The organism is Bacillus sp. V2I10 (assembly GCF_030817055.1).
Classification (GTDB): Bacteria; Bacillota; Bacilli; order Bacillales; family Bacillaceae; genus Bacillus_P.
This window is the reverse complement of record NZ_JAUSYV010000001.1, coordinates 2,500,395-2,520,301: the sequence shown is the minus strand read 5'-3', so window position 1 is coordinate 2,520,301 and position 19,907 is coordinate 2,500,395. Positions and strand designations below refer to the sequence as shown.

Below are 19,907 nucleotides of genomic sequence, written 5' to 3'. Positions count from 1 at the left end.
TTATTAACTTAATTAAGCAAGACAATCTCCCTGGCCTCTACTTTTCTGCTTTCCTTGCTCTTGCTGATTTTTTTCCGATCGGCTAAAACAACTCGAATATCTAATCCAGTCGTAAAATGTCGAATCTTCAGCTTCTCACCTTGATTGTCCCGGAAAACCGTTTTAGCTGACAGCTTAACTGAACATGGGTAGGCGGCGGATTCCCTGTTTTTCTCATCTTTCAGCACCTCTTTAGAACAATCCACTTCAAAATGACCTTTTTTAATATCGCTGATCCTTCCTTCAAAAGACTTCGTTTGTGAACAACTAACTAAGAAGATGCTGACAAAGGTCATAAGAAGAATCATTTTTCTCAATATGACGCACTCCCTTATTCATTCTATGTAGTTATATAGTTCTCGTTTGAGCAGGTGATCTCCTCTTCCTTTCCTTTGGGATTTTTTAACTATAAAGAATTTTATTCCTATTAAATCACATAAAAAGACACTCCTCCCCCTCTGAAAGAAATGTCTTTTCTATTTCTAAATTTATTTATTCTCTTTTTTCTTTAAAAATAAAGCAATGATCAAACTCAATACAGAACTGAGCATCAAAGTAAGCGTTAAATAAATCGTTATCAGGATTGATTCTAAATTCCGCTCACTGACGTTCGCCCAATCAAGAAAATATGGTGCAACAAATACAGCAGCAGCAAGCAGTGCGAGCGTAACTGGAGGCAAAAACCTTTTTGTAAAAGGCATTTTCATTGTCCAGAAAAGGGATGCTGCGATGATGATCAGCGGAAGTCCAATGCGCATTAAATTAGTAATCAGTACAGAATCCAAAGGTTCTCCCTCCTCTTATTATATACAAAACCAGGTTCAATTCGGTTCAACATGAACATGTACATTGTACACGTCATGCTCATTCATTAAAATGTTTTCAACTTTTGTTGAGATATCATGTGCATCCCGAATATCCAAATTAGAATTGACGAGAATGACAATGTCGACGACAGTATTGTTTCCATAATTTCTTGCTTTAATTTCCTTAACGCCTTTTACCCCGTACAGAGAAAGAGTCGTTTCTTTAAAAGCCTGTATTTCCTGTTCATCAAAACCATCCGTTAAATGATGTGAGGCATCTCTGAAAATATCCCACGCCGTTTTGCAAATCAGAAATCCTACAACAACAGCAGCGAGAGGATCCAGCCAAGGAAGAGAGAATTGGGATCCGATAATTCCGACTACTATCCCAATGCTGACCCATGCGTCAGAAAGGTTATCTTTTGCGGCTGCAATGACTGCCTGACTATTAATTTTTTCACCAAGTTTTTTATTATAGCGGTATACGAAATACATAAGGACTGCACAAAAAATCCCTGTCCAAGCTGAAACAAGATCTGGTGATTCCCGTTTTCCTTCAAAAACTGACATGACTGCACCGTACAGAACTTGAAGCCCTACTGCCATCATAATGAATGATGCAACTAGTGAAGCCACCGTTTCCGCTTTCCAATGCCCATACGGATGATCCTGGTCCGCTGGCTTTTGAGATAGTCTTAACCCTATTAATACTGCAATTGACGCAACGATATCGGTCGCATTATTTAATCCATCAGCCTTTAAGGCTTCTGAATTTGCTGTATATCCGATCATTAGTTTTAAAGCAGATAAACACAGGTATGCAATGATGCTTATGATGGCGCCGCGCTCACCCAGTTTTAAATCCGCATATTTTTGTTGTTCCATCCAAAAGTCCTCCACTTTTTATTCCTTGACCATCTTACCAAGTAAGGACTGAGTGGGTCTACAGCAACCTTTTTTCATAATTCAACAATAGTAATGGCAGTCAAAAAAAGTTTGCTTCAACTAAAACTTCTTCCTTTAGAAAACCTTTTATTTCGTGAGGCGAAAGAACTTTTGTCTGTTAGGAAAATAGATTGAAAGAAATAGCAAACTGAAAGTTCTTGTAGAACCTTTGCGTCATTTTTGTCAATTTACAAAGGATTGGTGAATTTTTTGCAGAAAATTCTGATTGTAGTTCAACTATTAAGGATGAGGTGACTGGATTGAAAAAGAATTCATTGACAAAGATTTTAGGTACAGCTGTTTTAGCTTCTGTTCTTGTCTTTCCGCAGGCAGGAAACATGGAAGCCGCTAAACCATCTGCAGGAGAAACACTATCAACACAAGGTTTTATTGATTATGCGGAGCTTAAGCAAAGGCTTATTCAAATTGAGCAGAGCAGCAGCGGAAGAGTCTCTGTGGGTGTGGCAGGTTATACGAATCAGGGGCGTGAAATTTACACGGCCAGAGTCGGTGAAGGAGACAAAGTTCTGCTCGTTCAAAGTGAAATTCATGGAAATGAAAAAACAGGAACCGTTGCATTATTGAATACGCTTCAAAACATTGGCTCAAGCAATTCGGCTGAAGCCCGTAAAATCAGAGAAGAAATGACGATTGTGGCCATTCCAATGATGAATGTGGATGCTTCTAAATTAGATCGCAGAGGAAATGATTTAAGCTGGTCGGAGGTTGTGGAAAGATACCCTCAATTAAGTTCAGCCACGCCTTCATGGAACTATTATACGAGAGTCCTGCAAGGTGATGATTATGCAGCAAACCCAGGATTTGATGTAAACCGTGATTTTCATCCTGACTTAAACTATGTGCCAAATGCAGCTGATTTCCCTGGTGCTTCCAACAAACCAGGCTGGTACATAACACCTGAAGCTCAAACAGTAAGAGATGTGTATAAAGATCTTCAGGCAGAGTTCGGTAAAGTCGATGTATTCATGGATCTTCATCATCAAGGATTTCCATATGTAGGTGATACTGAAGAAATTGCGACCATGTCAATATCCGCACAGTTTGTTCCAGATCCAAGCACGGCTGATGGAGCAAAATATGCACAGTATGCAAGTAATTATGATTATGATTTTTCAAGACAGCTGAATGTTGCTGCATATGAAGCCCTTCAGGCAAAAGGAGACTCTGTCTTCACGAATATCTCCCTGTACCAGCAAGGTCTTGATTTGCCGGGCACTGCTCTAGGTTCATTTGCTTTAAATGGAAGCGGAACTGTTCTTTTTGAAGTAAAAGGACAAACTCAGAATTTTGGACAAAAACAAAAAGGAATGCTCGTAAACACAGTGGAAACTGGTTTAATGGGCATTATCACCGGAGTAGCAGATGAATCTGTTCATTCGCTAGATCCTGAAAAGTATGAAGAGATTCCTGAATCAACTTATTAATCTATTTAATAGATGGATCAGCATACTTTCACAATTAATTCACGGCCATTCAAAAATAATTCGCCATAATTGTGAACAAAAAATGGTCCCTTCTCTAATAAGAAGGGACCATTTTTTTATAAAGTCAACGCCTCATTTTCTTCAAAATCAAACTCTACTTCGAATCCTAAATCCTTCAGCATTTCATGGTCACTTGTGCTTTCCTGGCCTTTAGTCGTTAAATAATCGCCCACGAAAATAGAGTTCGCCGCATAAAGTCCAAGCGGCTGAAGGGATCGAAGGTTCACTTCACGTCCTCCTGAGATGCGGATTTCTTTTGTCGGATTAATAAAACGGAATAGCGCAAGGACCTTCAGGCAATAGCGCGGATCAAGGTCGTCCGTCCCCTCAAGCGGTGTGCCGTCAATCGCATGAAGAAAGTTAACAGGTATCGAGTCTGCATCAAGTGCTCTTAAGCTGTATGCCATATTGACGACATCTTTTTTCGTTTCTCTCATGCCGATGATGACACCTGAACATGGTGAGATCCCTGATGCCTTGACAGCTTCTATCGTATCAACACGGTTATCATATGTATGGGATGTTGTAATCGATTCGTGGTGTTCCTTTGATGTATTAATATTGTGATTGTAGCGGTCGACTCCTGCTTCTTTTAAGCGTGAGGCCTGATTTGGCTTTAAAAGACCAAGACACGCACATACTTTAAGTCCATATTGCTCTTTTATGTCTTTCACAGCAGATACAACCGTGTCCAATTCTTTTTCAGATGGCCCCCTTCCGCTTGCCACGATGCAGTACGTGCCAACCTTCAGATTATAAGCCCTTTCTGCTCCTGCAAGAATGCTTTCCCGGTCCATCATGCGGTACTTTTCAATCGGCGCCGTTGAAATACTGGATTGTGAACAGTACCCGCAATTCTCAGGGCAAAGACCTGACTTCGTATTGATGATCATGTTCAGCTTTACTTTTTTTCCGTAGTAGTGCTTGCGAATCGTAAATGCACCCTGCAGCAAACTTAATAGTTCATCATCATCAGAGTTTAAGATACTCAGTGCTTCTTCTTCATTTAATTCTTTTCCATCTACTACTTCGTTTGCAAGTGTTAACCAGTCCATGTTTATCCCTCCATCGTTTCCTTCTCTCTAATGGTAAAGAATGGAGTCGTTTTATGTCAACTTATTTTTATTTTAGTTTACTTAAAAACTATATTCAATGTGATTGAAAGTTTACTTTCCAAAATGAGACTTTTACTATCCGAAATGATCTGTTTACTAGCAAAAATAAGGTAAATACTTTCCGATTTTAGAGAAATACTTCCTTTTTTCCAGGCGCTTCCTAATTTCAGAAAGAAAAGAGTTTTTTGCATAAACAGAGGTACAAGTGATACCGTAAAAAACCTACCTATCGAGTCCGTTTCCTTTGACCATCACTGCTCATATATCCGGTACAATAACTGCTGGAAAATAGAAAAAGAAGAGGGATCCTCTCCTCCTCTTTCTCAGCTCTCAAGCGTATTTTTAATATCATATTCATCTTTTTTCTCTTCAAGCCATGTTGTGTAGACCGTTTGCATCTTTTGATCAAACAGTGTTTCTTTTATTTCCTCTTTTTTGTCATCAAAGGCTGCTTCTGCAGCTGCTTTTTTATCTTCAAATTTAATAACGTGATAGCCAAACTCGGTTTTGACCGGCTCGCTGATTTCTCCTTCTTTCATAGCGAATGCCACATCTTCAAATTCAGTAACCATATCGCCTTTTGCAAAGTAACCTAGGTCACCGCCTTTTTCACTGTTAGAAGTGTCTGTTGAATATTCTTTCGCAAGCTCTGAAAAATCCTCGCCTGCGTTCAGTTTTTCTTTTACTTCTTTTGCTGTTGCCTCATCTTCTACTAAAATATGACTTGCCTTCACTTGTTCAGGCTCTGCAAAGCTCTCTTTATTTTCTTCAAAATAGGTTTTCATTTCATCCTCTGAAATGGATATTTCAGGTTCAAGAAGTTTTTCGATTTTTAAATTTGTTTTTAAATCTTTTTTCACATCTTCTATAGTTCCGCCGCTAGTTTCTAACTGTTGTTTAAAGGCTTCCTCGCCTCCATATGAGTCCACAACGGATTGATATTCTTCTTCGACTGCATCATTGGATATTTTTATGTTCTTCTTATCGGATTCCTGTTCAATGATCTTTTCAGTAATCAAGTAATCGACAATCTGAGTTCCCCCTTGATCCATCAGTAATCCGTACAGCTCGTCCTTGCTGATTTTTTCTCCATTAACACTTGCAACTGCCTCATCGTTAAAAGAAGCAATTCCCCATCCGACAGCAATGCCAATGATCGCTGTCAGCAGAAAATAATAGGTCATCTTATTTTTTAAACCGTTCTTCATTACGTAATCTCCTTTGTTTCTGGTTTTCTTTCGTATTCATTTTGATACATATCTTTTGCTGAACTTGTCTCTTATCTTATCGTTTAAATATGAATAAACTATGAACAATTCGAGAAGAACTTATTAAATAAAAGAAGGGAAAGGCGAGTCCTCTTCCTTCTTATTTTATCCAATTTGTTTTGCTAAACTTGGCTGAACCATCATGGAATGTTCTTTTAATAATAGGTTTGATCTCAATATGTCACCCTCTCCCTAAATTCCCGTCATTCTGTTATACATCTCTAAAAAGGATTGGGCAGCAAAAAAAAACGCACCTCTTGAAAAAAGAGGTACGTTTGCTGATCATAAAAAGTGATTTCCTAACTCACCCTATGTATAAAATATCTAAATATTTTTCTGATGAGCAGCAAGAGAAATAGGATGGCAAGGATATTAATGAATAATCCCAGAACCCCTCCAAAAAACCCTAAATTACTAAGTAGTCCGCCAAGAAGAAGTCCAGCAATTCCTCCATAGAGCAACCCCCTCATGATGCCTCCCCTGGCAAAATTGTTCCTTCTGTTAAAATTGGAACGAGGTTGATTTTGTCTTGTATCAGGCTGTTTATAATTGCTGTTGGGATTGTAGCGGCGTTTTCCTGACTTGAAGGATTTTGCGCTTACAAATGAAGTTTTATTATCAATCAAGCTGTCTCCTATAGGTGTGAAAATAATCGATGCCATTAATACAAGTGAAACTATAAATTTTACCATCATCTGATTCTCCTTAATTTAAGATCAGGTATATTATTTCCCTGGTCGGTTCAGCCATTCAGAATCTTAACAGATGTTTTATGTGAGGACCTATCAATTTTAATATATGTGATGATGATGTCAGGAGGTATACTTTTGAAGGTTGAATGTAGAGAACTATCTGCTTTAGGTGGAATCAATATCCATGAAATGATGAAAGAAATAAGACTAGGTTACGGCAATATATTGCTCGTGAGGTTTTAATGACGGCAAGAGAAATAGGGATAAACCATTTACCTCTTATAAGTATGGAGAAAATACGGTTTCTAGGAGAAATTATTGAAAACAACAATGAAATATGCGGAGGTACATGCAAATATCGGTTTAAGCTAGAATGAATGCAGAGTTTTTTTGAAGGCATTTCTTGACAAATAAATGCCTTCAAATACATCTTCCCTTGGGGATGTAAGAATAGGCTCCAATAAATGATAGAAATATGTTACTTCCTCTGTTTCCTGCTTCGCTTTTTAGTACATCTCGTGATTCGGCGAACAAGGCAGCAATATGAGAGGTATTTGGATGACAATACCCATGATATTTTCCCGTTTGATTTTTATAATCAGTTGTAAAAGCTGTTGGAAGAATTTTTTCTTACTCGCTTTTTCGGCTGTTTCTCATTGCGTTTAACACTTTCATTTTCCCATCCTTGTTCTCTAAGAATTGATGGTACTCAGGAGATTCGACACCATAGAGGGCAATTTTCCCATCTTCATCAAAATGAAGTCCCCAGCCATATTTTTTTGGAAGCATAGAAGCCCTCAGACATGCCTGCGACTTTTGGAATAACTCGTTCCTGATTTGATCAGCTCTATTCTCGATTTCCTCCTCTGATATCGCCTTATGTCTGATATGTACTTCGTAAATAAGATCTGTCTGGGTATAGATATAGGGATTGGCAGCCAGCAATTCATATTCTATGCTGGGTTTGGTTACTTTTCCTTTCCTGACAGGCGGAACGAGTCCTTCAGATGCTGGGCTATCTAATGAAACGGCAATAAATGTTTGATAATAATTCAAATCAACATTCTTCATTTGCTTCCCCCTTTCTAAACTTAATCTTTTTCAATTGTTCTAAACTTCTTTTTATCCCTCAATCCGTATTTCTTTCCAATATGTACCTCCTTATCTTATTTATTCACTATTGAATAACAACTTGAATTTTTCATCTGAAATTCTCTTGGCAACGCTTCTTTGAGAACATTCATAGATTTTTTAATACCTGTAAGGGGTTCCATAGTCAAATCTTCCATTTCAAGAACGAATGGACCATCATAGCCAGCCATTTTAACGACCGTAAAGAATTCCTTCCACCAACTAACGTCATGTCCATGTCCAAGTGCTGCATAATTCCATGAACGAGCAGCAAAACTCTCCATTGGTTTCACATCAATAAGGCCATTTGCATCATTTATCCCTCTTTCAATCCGCACATCTTTAGCATGAACATGATACATCACACTGCCTAATGCTCTTGCTGCTGCGATAGGATCGCCACCCATCCAAAATAAATGACTAGGGTCTAAATTCATGCCAACCATGTCTCAAACTTCATTTCTTAATTTAAAAAGTGTTTCTGGATTATAAACTAAATTATACCCAAGATTTTCGATGGTAATTTTTTTGACGCCAAGTTCTTTCGCAACTTTCACAGCTTTTTCCCAGTACGGGAAGGCAACTTCATTCCATTGTCATTCTAGCGTTTCAAAATGAGAAGGCAAAATAGGATGTGTCAGCCAGTTAGGTGTCACATCGTTTTGGCCCCCACTAGGACAACCAGACATCATGACAATCGTTTCTACTCCTAAATGCCCTGCATGTTGAAATGATTTTTCAACAACTGTTTTATGAGCTTCTCCCTCTTCCGTCAGTTCGAGTTGATTTACTGAACAATTTAAAGCTGCGATTTCAAGTCCTCTGCTTTTAATAGCATCTATAAATTTTTCACGTTTAACGGTACTCTCAAGCAATCCATCTAAATCAACATGCGGCGCTTTAGACCAGTTACCTCACCCTAACTCAAGCGCTTCAAATCCCAAATCAACACATGTATCAAGCATTTCTTCGGAATGGCAAGTATCCTAAAATATCAGTTACTAGACCCACCTTCACCATCTTAATTCCCTCCTATTCAAAATATTTTTTCCCCGCTTCACTTTCATTTTCACTTCTATTCCAAACGATCATAAAAAGAGCAGCGATTACACCTAATATACCTGCAAAATAAAACCCTGCTGCAATCCCCAAATATGAATTCAAGATACCTGAAAAAAAGGGTCCAGCAAACATACCGATTGCGTACAGCGCCTGATATGCTCCCATCGCTGTGGCTCTTTTTTGATGGGGAATAGATTCTATCGCCATTCCCAACAAAAGTGGGAAAAGAAGTCCAAGCGACATTCCATTAAACCCCTGTATGGTACAAAGCCAGCCTTTTGAGTCAATAAATGGGGTAATAAGCGTAAAAAATGCAGTTAACCCAAATGCTATTTTCAAAGATTTCCACTGACCAAACAACGGAACAAATAATTTTCCGCCAAATAGAGTGGCGATGGCATGAGGGATCATAAATGAAAATACGATCAGGCTAATGTCACTGGCCTGCAGCCCAATTTTCAGTGCATAGGCAGGGATGAACCCAAACATGGTAGTAAAAATAATACTGTGTGCCAAAATAGACAGTAAAGAAATTTTCAGCAGCAGCGGTTCTCGCATTACGGAAGCCAGATCATTCAATTTTACAGGTTCTCTTTGAATTCCTTCTTTGGGTTCAAAAATAAAAAGAGAAAGCACTGCGCCCATTGTACCGAAAATTCCTCCAATCCAAAATGGAGCATGCCACCCCCATTCATCTACTATATATCCACTTACACTCATGCCTAAGAGTTGTGCTAAAACCACAACAAATGAAATGCTGCCCATGGCACGATGAATTTCCCGATCAGCAAAATAACTAGCGTATAATACTGTAAATGCAACCCAAGTTGCTGCAGCCAGTCCGGCTAGGGAGCGAGATAAAAGGACCCATCCTAAACTATCGGTTAATGAAAATGCCAAACAACTAAACGCACTTACTAACATTCCAAATATAATAAACGGTCTCCTTAATTTCATAAGATCTGAATAGATTCCAAGAGGAAACCGAAATAGAAACTGCATAAGTCCGTAGCTGCTCAGCACAAGACCAATAAAGGTATACTTCCCCCCCATTGATTCAATATAAGGAGACAAAATGGGAATATAGATAAAATGCGAAAACCAAAAAATAAAGGAAACAACTAAAAAAAGGTATCTGTCTCGAGTAGCATGTAAGGTATTCAATGTATCACTTCCCAATTACTTGCCGTCCAATATAATTTTTAATTTCTATAGTCCCGTGAATAGTAATTCGGGGAATTCTATATTTCACTCAATCAAGCTTTCTTATGGTATTTATGCCAAAAAGGGCGTCCACAGGTTTCTTTTAGGACACCCTCTTCCCTTATGCTTTATGGCTTGTTTTAAACTCTTTCATTTTGCTTTTGACCGTGGCTATGATTGCCTTTTTACCTGGTGTGATAATAGCCCGCGGCTCATATACTCTCTCGTCAGCGGCTAAAACTTCACGAATAGCTTGTCCCCAGGCTTGTATACATTCAGTATTGACATTAATCTTGGCGTGCCCGAGTTTAATCGCCTTCTGAATTTGATAACCAGGTATTCCGGAACCTCCATGAAGGACAAGTGGTACATCCGTCGCTTCAGAAATATGTTTCATCTCATCAAAGCCCAGTTTAGGTTCACTCTGATATGGTCCATGAACCGAACCCAGGGCGGCTGCCAAAGCATCTATCTCCGCTTCTTTTACAATTCGTAAACATTCATCAGGATCAGCATATTTGATTCCGCCAATCAGCCCGTCTTCCATGCCGCCGACTGTGCCAACTTCCGCTTCCACAGATACTTGTCTTGGACGTGCATAAAGAACAACTTGTTTCGTCATGGAAATATTCTCATCAATCGGATAATGGGAGCCGTCGAACATAACCGATGTAAACCCGGCATCAATCGCCTTTTTGCAGCGTTCAACACTCATACCATGATCCAAATGCAGCACAACCGGAACGGTTATCGACATTTCTTCTACAAGGCCTTTAACCATTGCAGCAATGGTCTTAAAGCCCCCCAAATAGTCAACAAGTCTGTCAGAAGCTGCCAATATAACAGGTGCGCGTTCTTCTTCAGCAGCCTCTAAAAAGGCTTGTGCGGATTCCAGGCTGTTGATATTGTATTGGCCGACAGCATAATTACCTTCCTTAGCTTTAAGCAGTATATCTTTCATTGATACTAAAGCCAACAGGACCGCCACCCTTTCATAAAGATATTAATCTTCCAAATTATACTGGCTGTAAGTCGTAATACTTGGATACCACTTTGAGTGTTGTTTCTTTTGCAGTCTTGATGGCTTCTTCAGCATCCATTTTATAGTATTCCGGCCGGAATAATTCAACAGAGACAACCTCTGAGAACCCGATTTCCTTCAATGTCGATAAAATACTGTCTAAATCGATAGCACCAAGCCCAGGCCATACCCGATCTTCATCAGTCAGAAAGCCAATCGGAAAATCTTCCGTATCATCGATATGCAGAATAAAGATCTTTGACCCATCAGCTTTTTTAAGATGTTCCAAATTTGATCCCATTGCATGGAAGTGGAAACAATCCAGTACTAATCCAACATTCTCACGATTAACGGTTTCGACAATATCGTAAGCCTGGCCGAAGGTGTTGACTGTGCATTGTGGATGTCCGACAAATTCGACTGCAATTTTCACTCCATACGGCTCTGCGATATTTGACAGCTCTTTCAGCACCTCTACACAACTGTTTTTGATATCTTGTTTCAATATCTTCTGATCCGTTACTAGCGGCACTGCTACCACATATTTCACACCTAATTTCTTGGCTGTTTCCATCATCTCTTTGAATTCATTGATAATTTCCTTATACCCGGCTTCGTCGCGATTATTGAAAAACACTAAAGCATTGAATGCCAGAGGCTTAATATGGTGTGTATTGAAGAACTCAGCCAGATCATCAATGGACTTCTCCTTTAAATACTCTGGTAATTTGTCCATTGTGCGGATTTCGATATAGTCGTAGCCGTGTTTATTGCAATACTCCAAATCTATGGCTAGATTGGAGTTTTCAAGTGTCGTAGCTTGGTTAAAACAAAGTTTCATTATTGATGATCCCCCATTATTTTTTATAAAGATCCGCAAATATTTCTTTTTGCCTTGATTCTATATCTAATCCTTTTTTTACTTCTTGCAGCATAAATCTGCTGGAGTCATCTGCTCTATCTTCTTCCCCGAACACTGCAACAGTAGCGATACCATCGAATTTTATCTCACGTAATTTTGAGAAAAGTACGTCCCAGTTAATATCCCCTTTGCCGATATCCATATGTTGATGAACGGTCGCATGAACACCAGGCGGGTTAACGACATATCGAAGGCACGAGGATGCTTTATGGTTATAAGTATCCGCAATATTAATATGCTTCAGCTTATCCCCTGCGTACTCTAACATGGAAGCGATGTCACCTTTACCATTATCATAGAAAAAGGTATGCGGTACCGCATAGAAGTAGCCAACAAAGTCTTTATCAAGTCCACGGATCAGGTCTACAGCATCATTGTTGCGTTCAATAAAATCAAATGGGTGGGCTTGAATATGAAGATTAATACCTTCTTTCTCGATAATAGGAAGCAGCTCTTCCATGGAACGCATGAACATCTGTTCACATTTATATGGTTTGTCTGAATGACCAGTAAATTCTGTATTCAAAACGTCAACGTCCATCTCAACAGCGATTTCAATACAGCGCATCCAGTTTCTAACTGCTGCTTCTCTGTCTTCTTCTTCTGGACCAGCCCAATGCTGCATAGGCAACAAGGATGAAAGTTTCACACCTGTATCACGTAATGCGTTTTTAAATTCTCTAATTCTAGCTTTGTCTACACGAGGGTATTTATAAAAAGGCAAGAAATCTTCTCGCGGTGATAATTCAATATACTCATAGCCCAAGTCAGCAACTTTTTCAACCATTTTTGGGATTGACAGGTGTCTATACATATATGGATCAAGTGCAATTTTCATTTTCATTCCTCCATTATCCATTAGTTAATTTATATCAGACCTCAAGCGAAAGGTTTTGATTATTTTGATATTTCAGACCGCTATAGCACTTGCTTTTTTATAAAATTCTGGCTTTTCTACTAATGTGACAGGCTCTTTCTCCCCTGTTTGCTGTGCTTTCAAACAAGCATCTGCTGTAACAGCTGCAATATAGCCATCCCATGAAGTCGGACCATTAGGCTCACCTGTCATTTTGATCGAATCCATGAAGTCCTGTAATTCTTTGTCATAAGCATTAATAAAACGCTGTTTCCAATCCATCAGGATGTTTGTACCCAGCTTGGCTTCCTTACGGGTGATAATGCTTGAGACTTCCGGCAGACTCACAACTCCTTCTTCACCAATAACCTCACATTGGATGTCATAGCCGTACTGGCAGTTTACAAATACTTCCGCATTTATAGTAATGCCGCTGTTTGTTTCAAGCATGATAATTTGCGGATCCTGCAAGTGAGCTGATGCATGTTTTGTTTTCTTTGGAAATACTACTTGTACAGATTTATAATCATCGTTAATCAGCCAGTGCAGGACATCAATCTCGTGAACCAAAGTATCACTAATGGCCATATCTGTAGTATAATTATCGCCAACTTCCGGGTTTCTGTGTACGGACCTGATCATTAATGGTTCACCAATATAATTACTGTCAATCGCTTCCTTTAATTGTACATACCCATTATCATAACGGCGCATAAATCCCACTTGGACTAAACGCTTGCCATGTTTCATTTCTGCTGCAACAATTCTCATGCACCCTTCTGCTGTTGTGGCTAAAGGTTTTTCGCAGAATACATACTTTCCAGCCTCAATTGCTGCCAGTACGCTTAGTTCATGGGCAGGACCCCAGCTTGCTATGAGTACAGCATCAACGTTTTCAGCAGCCACAAGCGCTTTATCATTCGGATATACAACGGCATCCAAGCCGAATTGTTCAACAACGCTATTTGCAGCATCCTGATTGACATCTGTAACAGCGACAATTTTTCCTCCAGATAAGTTATTTGTAATTCTTTTAATATGCTCTCTGCCAATCGCACCTGTTCCTATCACACCAATATTCAAAGTCATAATCATGTTCCTCCTGGTTTGTTTATTTTGCTGCTGTATGATCCTTACATTTTTTTAAGCATCGACCTTCTCTAAATAGTCCTGGGCGCCTCGATCATCATAGGTTCGGAAGTTATGTTCCAGCTGCTCAAGTGTGAGTCCCTTGGTTTCCGGCAAGTATTTCTTCACGAATGTGATTGCAGCAAGACCCAAAGCTACGAAGATGAAGAATGTTGTGGACAAACCGACCTTATCGAGCAGTACCGGGAACGTCAAGCCTATGAGGAAGTTCACTATCCATAGGCAAAACACGGTGACGCCCATTCCGAGACCTCTCAACCGCAGCGGAAATATTTCCGAGAGCATTAACCATGTTACCGGTGAAATGGCTCCCTGCTGGAAAGCAAGAAACGTGACTGTCAGAGCAAGCACAACATATGGAAGTGCAGCAGTCCCTTCAAGCATGATTGAGAATATCCCAATGAGCAGAAGTGCCGTGGTAGTTCCTATCAGGCCAGTCAGCAGCATAGGTCTACGGCCGACCTTTCCAAGGAGCCAGATGCCGACGAAAGTTGCTAAAACCGAGATTACACCATTGGCAATGTTACCGATAAGTGCGGCCTTCGTTTGGAAGCCAGCATCTTTGAGGATTTCAGTACCATAATACATAATCGAGTTGACACCCGTAATTTGCTGCACAATGGCAATTCCAATCCCGAGAAATACGATGCGGCGTACCCATGGTACAGCCAGATCCTTATAAGTTGCTTTCTTAATCCCAGACTCTTCCGTGAAAGCTTTCTCAATTTCGCTTAGTTCTAATTTAGCCCGCTTCTCATTTCGAATCTGACAGAGGACACGCAGCGCATCCCCATTTTTCCCTTTTGATACAAGCCAGCGCGGGCTCTCCGGTACTCTAATCATGCCAAAGAACAGGAAAACTGCCGGAAGTGCCGCGATACTCAGCATGTATCGCCAAACATGCGAGCTGTCACCCATTGTATTACCAATGATGGCGTTGAAGATGAAGGCCAATAGTTGTCCAGTAACAATCATCAGTTCGTTTTGGGTAACCATTCTGCCCCTGCTCTCCGCAGGTGACATTTCCGCTAAATAGGTTGGAACCGTTACAGACGCACCTCCTACAGCAAGTCCCAGCAGGAAACGGCAGATTACCATAACAGTAACGTTCGGAGCAAGGGTACATCCAAGTGTGGCTAAGAAGAACAGCACTGCAAGATAAAGAATGTTTTTGCGGCGGCCATTGTAATCGGATAGGCGGCCGCCGAGCACTGCACCGAATGCGGCTCCAAAAAGAAGCGAACTCGTAACGAAACCTTGAGTGAATGAATTGAGGTTGAGCTGATCTCCTTCAGACATATAAGGCAAAGCACCGTTGATGACGCCAGTGTCGTATCCAAATAGAAGTCCACCAAATGTAGAGACTAAAATAATGGTACGCATAAACGAATTTTGGTTTACCTGTTTATTCATGATAATTTCTCCTCGCTTCCTTTTAGGAACGAATAAGTAATTTTTCATCTATATATTTCCGAGTCAATAAAGCATATTCCAATGGATGAGCTACAGATGGATCCTGTTCAGCTTCAATTACAATCCATCCCTTGTAATTTTGATCCAGCAGCGTCTTATAAGATTCTGTAAAATCAATGCACCCATCACCTGGCACTGTAAACATGCCACATAAGAAGGATTGCAGGAACGACCTGCCTTCTTTCTTGCATTCCTCCAGCACTTTTTTTCTGGCATCTTTAAAATGGACATGTTTAATTCGATCAATATGCTTGTTTAATAGTGTCATATAATCACCGTCGGAAATGTAGATGTGGCCTGTGTCATAAAGTAAATGCACATAGCTTGAATCGGTACTTCCCATTAGCCGGTCGATTTCGGCCAGTGTTTGGACACCCGTCCCCATATGATGGTGATAAACTAATTTCAAATCGTATCGCTGGGCGATTTTCCCCAGTTCGTTTAGTCCCTCGCATAATTTATCCCATTCGGTATCCATAAAGTATGGCTTTTCAGAAAAGACATTTTTCTCTGTACACTGCACACTATAAGTCTGCTCCGACACCACCGCCACATCTGCATTGACCTCGTGTAGATATTGGCAGTGTTTGTGGAAGGCCTGAGCTACCTCTCGAATACCGTCACGAATGATAAAACTACTAAACCACTGACCTGCTACTTTTAAGTTTCGAAGTTTAAGTTCTTTGTTTAATTCTTCTGGTTCAGGAAAAAAACCGCCAACTTCAGTCCCTTGAAAACCTGCTACGACAATATCACTTAATAGGTGCTGCAATGTATTCTCTGCACCGATTTCCGGTATATCATCATTTCGCCAGCCGATAGGGGCAATTCCCCATAAGATACCTTGATCTTTCATCATCGGTCCCCTTCTATTAATATTGTTTTGCATTTTTAAGTTTTTGCTGTTTTAATTCATATGCTTTTTGAATGCCTTCTTGATTAGACACTTCAGGCACTCCAAGATTCCACCAACTGCCTTCATAGCCATCTGTCATTGTTTTTGGAAGCACTTTCATTTCTATCAAAGTAGATTTATCTTGTTTTTTTGCATCTTCCAGGGCCGCTTTTAATTCTTCTACAGTATTCGCCCGATATGCCTTTGCACCATATCCCTCAGCTACTTTTGCATAATCAATATTTAAAATTTGGTTGTCATTTGTTCTGAATTCACAAAAGTAACTGCCATTGCCAAAATCTATTTGTAAATTATTAATACAGCCATATCCAGAATTGTCGAAAAGGAGCACATTAATCTTTTTATTGTACTGAATTGCTGTAATCAATTCAGAGTGAAGCATAAGGAAGCTGCCGTCGCCAACTATTGTGTATACTTCTTTTACTGGTTCAGCCAACTTCAATCCTAATGTGCCTGACACTTCATATCCCATACACGAATAACCGTATTCAAGATGGTATGTGTTTGGTACATCTGAATGCCATAAACGCTGCAGGTCTCCTGGGAGTGAACCGGCTGCACAAATAATGATACTGTCAGGATCGATGGTGTCATTTATCGCAATCAATGCTGTGGTTTGTGCTAATTCTGTGTTTAAAACATCAGCATATTCGTTTAAAACTTCTTGCGAAAAATGATTTTTAATTTCAGGATCAAAAAACTCTCTGTTAAATATTACTTTACTTAAACGATTACGCTCGGCTAACCACTCTTCTTTTAATTCAGTAATGCTATCGCCAAACTCACTCATATAACCTTCTAGCATAGGGGTTAATGACTCAAAAGTTGTTCTGGCATCAGCTACAACTGGAAACGCATCCAATTTATAAGCTTGCATGCGACTAACATTGATGTTTAAGAACTTTGTAGTCTCAAAATCAAAAATAGTTTTAGAGGAGGTTGCGAAATCTGTAAATCTCGTACCAACACCAATAATTAAATCTGATTGACGTGCTGCTTTATTTGCCGCTAACGTACCAGTAATTCCTAGTCCCCCTAGATTGTTTTTGAACGAGGACTCAATAGTTGATTTACCAGCTTGAGTTTCTACTAATGGGATGTTGTATTTTTCCGAAAATTCAATCAAACATTCGCGCGCTTCTGAATATTTAGCTCCACCACCGACAACAACTAATGGGTTTTTGCTCTCTTTAATTAATTCAGCTGCCCCTTTTAATTCACGTTCAGTAGGTAATTTACGATCGATATAATGAACACGCTTTTCGAAGAACCTCTCATCATAGTTGAATGCTTCCCCTTCAACATCTTGTGAAATACAAATCGTAGCAGGGCCTGCTTTTGCTGGATCTGTCATCACTTCAAATGCTCGAATTAAACTGGACATCAGTTGCTCAGGGCGAGTAATACGATCCCAATATCTTGACACTGGCTGAAGTGCATCATTTGTGGTAACAGCAATACTGTATTCTTGTTCTACCTGTTGTAAAACTGGATCAGGCTGACGTGTAGCATATGTATCAGCCGGTAGCAACAATATAGGAATATTATTAGCAAGTGCTGTACCTGCTGCAGTTACCAAATTTGCTGAACCCGGTCCACTCGAAGTTGTAACAGCATATATTTTTTTACGGAGCATTTGTTTGCTGTAAGCAATGGCTGCATGCGCCATTCCTTGTTCATTTTTTCCTTGAATTACTTTTAAATGACCTGAACCTTGTTCAAGCGCCTGACCAATCCCTAAAACATTACCATGTCCGAATATATTGAAGACACCTTCAACAAAAGGGGACTCCTGTCCATCAACATGAATATATTGCTGATTGAGAAATTTAATCAAAGCTTGCGCTGCTGTCAATCTGATTGTTCCCATCAGTAACTCACCTCTACCTGGATTGCTTCACTTTCCCTAATTAATTGCTCGATTTCCTCTACTGTTGGCATCGCTTCTGAAGAACTGTGTTTGCTAACAACAATAGAAGCTGATGCACTGCCGTATTTTAAAGCGGTTACAATCTCTTTGCCGCTGATTAAAGCATATAAGAATGCTGAAGCGTATGAATCACCTGCCCCAAATGTTTTTAATACATTTGTCGGATAAACTCGGCCTTTGAATGTTTCTCCTGATTTTGTGTAGGCATATGAACCTTCTACTCCGTGTTTAATAACAATTAATTCTGGTGAATAATTAAACAGATAATTAATGGTATCCTCGTTTTTACCTTCTGTTTTGTTTTCCATCACATTGTATTCATCACGAGTACCGATCACAACATCCGCTTGTTCTGCAACTAATGAACAATAAACAGCTGTTTCTCCCAAGGAATTCCATGAATACGGGCGGTAATCCAATTCAAAAATAACTTTGACATCATTTTTTTTAGCCAGGCTGACTGCTTTCAGCACTGCTTCACGGGATGGGCTTTTTGACAAGGCTGTCCCTGAAACTAGCAGGATTTTTGATCTTTTTATGTAATCCTCATGAACCTCAGAAGGCGTCAGGTAAAGGTCTGCCACGTCTTGGCGGTACATTAAGATACTGCACTCTTCAGGGCTCTTAATCTCTGTAAATGCCAATCCTGTTTTATGTCCTTCTTTATCAACTACAATATTTGATGTGTCAATTCCAACGCCGCGCATATACTGCTCGATATATCGTCCATGCTGGTCATCTGAAATTTTACCGATAAATCCGACTTTTAATCCTAATTTGGATCCGCCAATTACAATATTTGCAGGCGAACCTCCCACATATTTTGTAAATGTCATTGTGTTTTCCATTGGCCGGTTGTACTCTGTAGCATTTAAATCGATGCATGCACGGCCAATCGCAATAATGTCATATACTTTATCAGCACCAAATTCATATTTCATCCCAGATAACATCTCCTTGCTTTTTTTGTTAACGTTTTAATATCCATTCGTGATCCGGATCGTTGTAAAACTTCCAAATACGTGTCGGTCCTGCCATTACATTTAGATAATAAGACGTATAACCATCTGGCACACCAACTGGATGATATCCTGCTGGCACGATAACCAGGTCACCGTTTTCAACAGACATAGTTTCATCAAGGGAACGATCATCAGTATAGACTCGCTGGAATACAAAACCTTGCTGTGGATTCATTTCATGATAGTAGGATTCTTCTAAAAATGACTCGTCCGGCAAGTTATCACGATCATGTTTATGCGGAGGATAGCTTGACCAGTTTCCGCTTTCTGTGTACACTTCAACGACCAGCAGACTGTTAGCAGATGGATCAGAATCAGGCAAAATATTATGCACCAAACGCTTATTGTTAAGTTTTCCTCTTTTTTCGGTACCAATATCTGAAGCTTTAATTAGTTTTGTAGGCAATTGTTTTTCAGAAGGCGAATAACATAATGCCACACGAGCCTGGCTGACTCCCTCTATTTCAAAAAGGCGATTATTTGATAGATACACACTGTCTGTTGGCACCTTATTGAATACGCTTTCACGAGTGCCCAGATTTTCAAAAGTTTTTTCATGATCAGTGACATTAATTTTTCCAGTTAGGGCCACAATGCAGCATTCTTGTTTTCCCAGTGATTCTGAATATTTGGCACCTGGAGATAAATCAACTATTTTAAATCCAACATACTCTAATGGCGAATTTTCTGTCGTTACTTCATGAACAATAGTAACTCCTTGAGAAATTTCGTTTTTTTCTGGTTTCCGGAGCAATTTACTCATAGGTACCTCCTTATTATTACGCTAAAATAACCCGTCTCAGCATCCCGTAACCATTGCGCTTTCTTTGGATTCGGTCTGTCTTAAATGGT

18 protein-coding genes and 1 pseudogene are annotated in these 19,907 nt (G+C 39.7%); 1 reads left to right on the top strand and 18 read right to left on the bottom strand.

The window, feature by feature from the left end:
• Positions 1 to 8: 8 nt before the first annotated feature.
• From QFZ72_RS12590 to QFZ72_RS12580, 3 genes are all read right to left on the bottom strand, one after another.
• A complete protein-coding gene (locus QFZ72_RS12590) occupies positions 9 to 356 on the bottom strand; it encodes a hypothetical protein (RefSeq protein WP_307433757.1) in 348 nt (115 codons plus the stop codon).
• Positions 357 to 527: 171 nt separating this feature from the next.
• Positions 528 to 824, bottom strand: a complete 297-nt coding sequence (locus QFZ72_RS12585; protein WP_307433755.1) for a hypothetical protein — start codon at positions 822 to 824, stop codon at positions 528 to 530.
• A 36-nt stretch (positions 825 to 860) separates the two neighbouring features.
• On the bottom strand, positions 861 to 1,730 hold the full coding sequence (locus tag QFZ72_RS12580; protein WP_307433753.1) for a cation diffusion facilitator family transporter: 870 nt from the start codon (positions 1,728 to 1,730) through the stop codon (positions 861 to 863).
• Between the two features lie 320 nt (positions 1,731 to 2,050).
• Between QFZ72_RS12580 and QFZ72_RS12575 the strand changes: the two genes are divergently transcribed.
• Positions 2,051 to 3,235, top strand: a complete 1,185-nt coding sequence (locus QFZ72_RS12575; RefSeq protein ID WP_307433751.1) for a M14 family zinc carboxypeptidase — start codon at positions 2,051 to 2,053, stop codon at positions 3,233 to 3,235.
• Positions 3,236 to 3,351: 116 nt separating this feature from the next.
• On the opposite strand, the gene bioB is transcribed toward QFZ72_RS12575, so the two are convergent.
• From bioB to iolB, 15 genes and pseudogenes are all read right to left on the bottom strand, one after another.
• Positions 3,352 to 4,350: a biotin synthase BioB gene (gene bioB, locus QFZ72_RS12570; protein WP_307433748.1), complete on the bottom strand. Its 999-nt coding sequence runs from the start codon at positions 4,348 to 4,350 to the stop codon at positions 3,352 to 3,354.
• Positions 4,351 to 4,733: 383 nt separating this feature from the next.
• Positions 4,734 to 5,618, bottom strand: coding sequence for a peptidylprolyl isomerase (locus tag QFZ72_RS12565; RefSeq protein WP_307433746.1), 885 nt, complete (start codon positions 5,616 to 5,618; stop codon positions 4,734 to 4,736).
• A gap of 359 nt (positions 5,619 to 5,977) precedes the next feature.
• On the bottom strand, positions 5,978 to 6,370 hold the full coding sequence (locus QFZ72_RS12560; RefSeq protein WP_307433745.1) for a hypothetical protein: 393 nt from the start codon (positions 6,368 to 6,370) through the stop codon (positions 5,978 to 5,980).
• Between the two features lie 630 nt (positions 6,371 to 7,000).
• Positions 7,001 to 7,441: a DUF6157 family protein gene (locus QFZ72_RS12555; protein WP_307433743.1), complete on the bottom strand. Its 441-nt coding sequence runs from the start codon at positions 7,439 to 7,441 to the stop codon at positions 7,001 to 7,003.
• Positions 7,442 to 7,536: 95 nt separating this feature from the next.
• Positions 7,537 to 8,518, bottom strand: a pseudogene (locus QFZ72_RS12550) (sugar phosphate isomerase/epimerase family protein).
• Positions 8,519 to 8,533: 15 nt separating this feature from the next.
• Positions 8,534 to 9,727 carry an MFS transporter gene (locus tag QFZ72_RS12545; protein ID WP_307433741.1) on the bottom strand — a complete coding sequence of 398 codons (1,194 nt, stop codon included), beginning with the start codon at positions 9,725 to 9,727 and terminating at the stop codon, positions 8,534 to 8,536.
• A 160-nt stretch (positions 9,728 to 9,887) separates the two neighbouring features.
• Positions 9,888 to 10,742 carry a class II fructose-1,6-bisphosphate aldolase gene (fba, locus tag QFZ72_RS12540; protein WP_307433738.1) on the bottom strand — a complete coding sequence of 285 codons (855 nt, stop codon included), beginning with the start codon at positions 10,740 to 10,742 and terminating at the stop codon, positions 9,888 to 9,890.
• A 40-nt stretch (positions 10,743 to 10,782) separates the two neighbouring features.
• On the bottom strand, positions 10,783 to 11,628 hold the full coding sequence (gene iolI, locus QFZ72_RS12535; protein WP_307433736.1) for a 2-keto-myo-inositol isomerase: 846 nt from the start codon (positions 11,626 to 11,628) through the stop codon (positions 10,783 to 10,785).
• 16 nt (positions 11,629 to 11,644) lie between these two features.
• Positions 11,645 to 12,547, bottom strand: coding sequence for a sugar phosphate isomerase/epimerase family protein (locus tag QFZ72_RS12530; RefSeq protein ID WP_307433734.1), 903 nt, complete (start codon positions 12,545 to 12,547; stop codon positions 11,645 to 11,647).
• Between the two features lie 72 nt (positions 12,548 to 12,619).
• Entirely contained in the window at positions 12,620 to 13,654 is a 1,035-nt protein-coding gene (gene iolG, locus QFZ72_RS12525) for a bifunctional inositol 2-dehydrogenase/D-chiro-inositol 1-dehydrogenase (protein ID WP_307433732.1), read from the bottom strand.
• A gap of 54 nt (positions 13,655 to 13,708) precedes the next feature.
• Positions 13,709 to 15,127, bottom strand: a complete 1,419-nt coding sequence (locus QFZ72_RS12520) for a sugar porter family MFS transporter (protein WP_307433729.1) — start codon at positions 15,125 to 15,127, stop codon at positions 13,709 to 13,711.
• Between the two features lie 22 nt (positions 15,128 to 15,149).
• Positions 15,150 to 16,043, bottom strand: coding sequence for a myo-inosose-2 dehydratase (gene iolE, locus QFZ72_RS12515; RefSeq protein ID WP_307433727.1), 894 nt, complete (start codon positions 16,041 to 16,043; stop codon positions 15,150 to 15,152).
• 16 nt (positions 16,044 to 16,059) lie between these two features.
• Positions 16,060 to 17,973: a 3D-(3,5/4)-trihydroxycyclohexane-1,2-dione acylhydrolase (decyclizing) gene (gene iolD / locus QFZ72_RS12510; protein WP_307433725.1), complete on the bottom strand. Its 1,914-nt coding sequence runs from the start codon at positions 17,971 to 17,973 to the stop codon at positions 16,060 to 16,062.
• On the bottom strand, positions 17,973 to 18,974 hold the full coding sequence (gene iolC, locus QFZ72_RS12505) for a 5-dehydro-2-deoxygluconokinase (protein ID WP_307433723.1): 1,002 nt from the start codon (positions 18,972 to 18,974) through the stop codon (positions 17,973 to 17,975). Before iolC ends, iolD begins: the two co-directional genes overlap by 1 nt.
• Before the next feature lie 28 nt (positions 18,975 to 19,002).
• Positions 19,003 to 19,818: a 5-deoxy-glucuronate isomerase gene (gene iolB, locus QFZ72_RS12500; protein ID WP_307433722.1), complete on the bottom strand. Its 816-nt coding sequence runs from the start codon at positions 19,816 to 19,818 to the stop codon at positions 19,003 to 19,005.
• Positions 19,819 to 19,907: the final 89 nt, after the last annotated feature.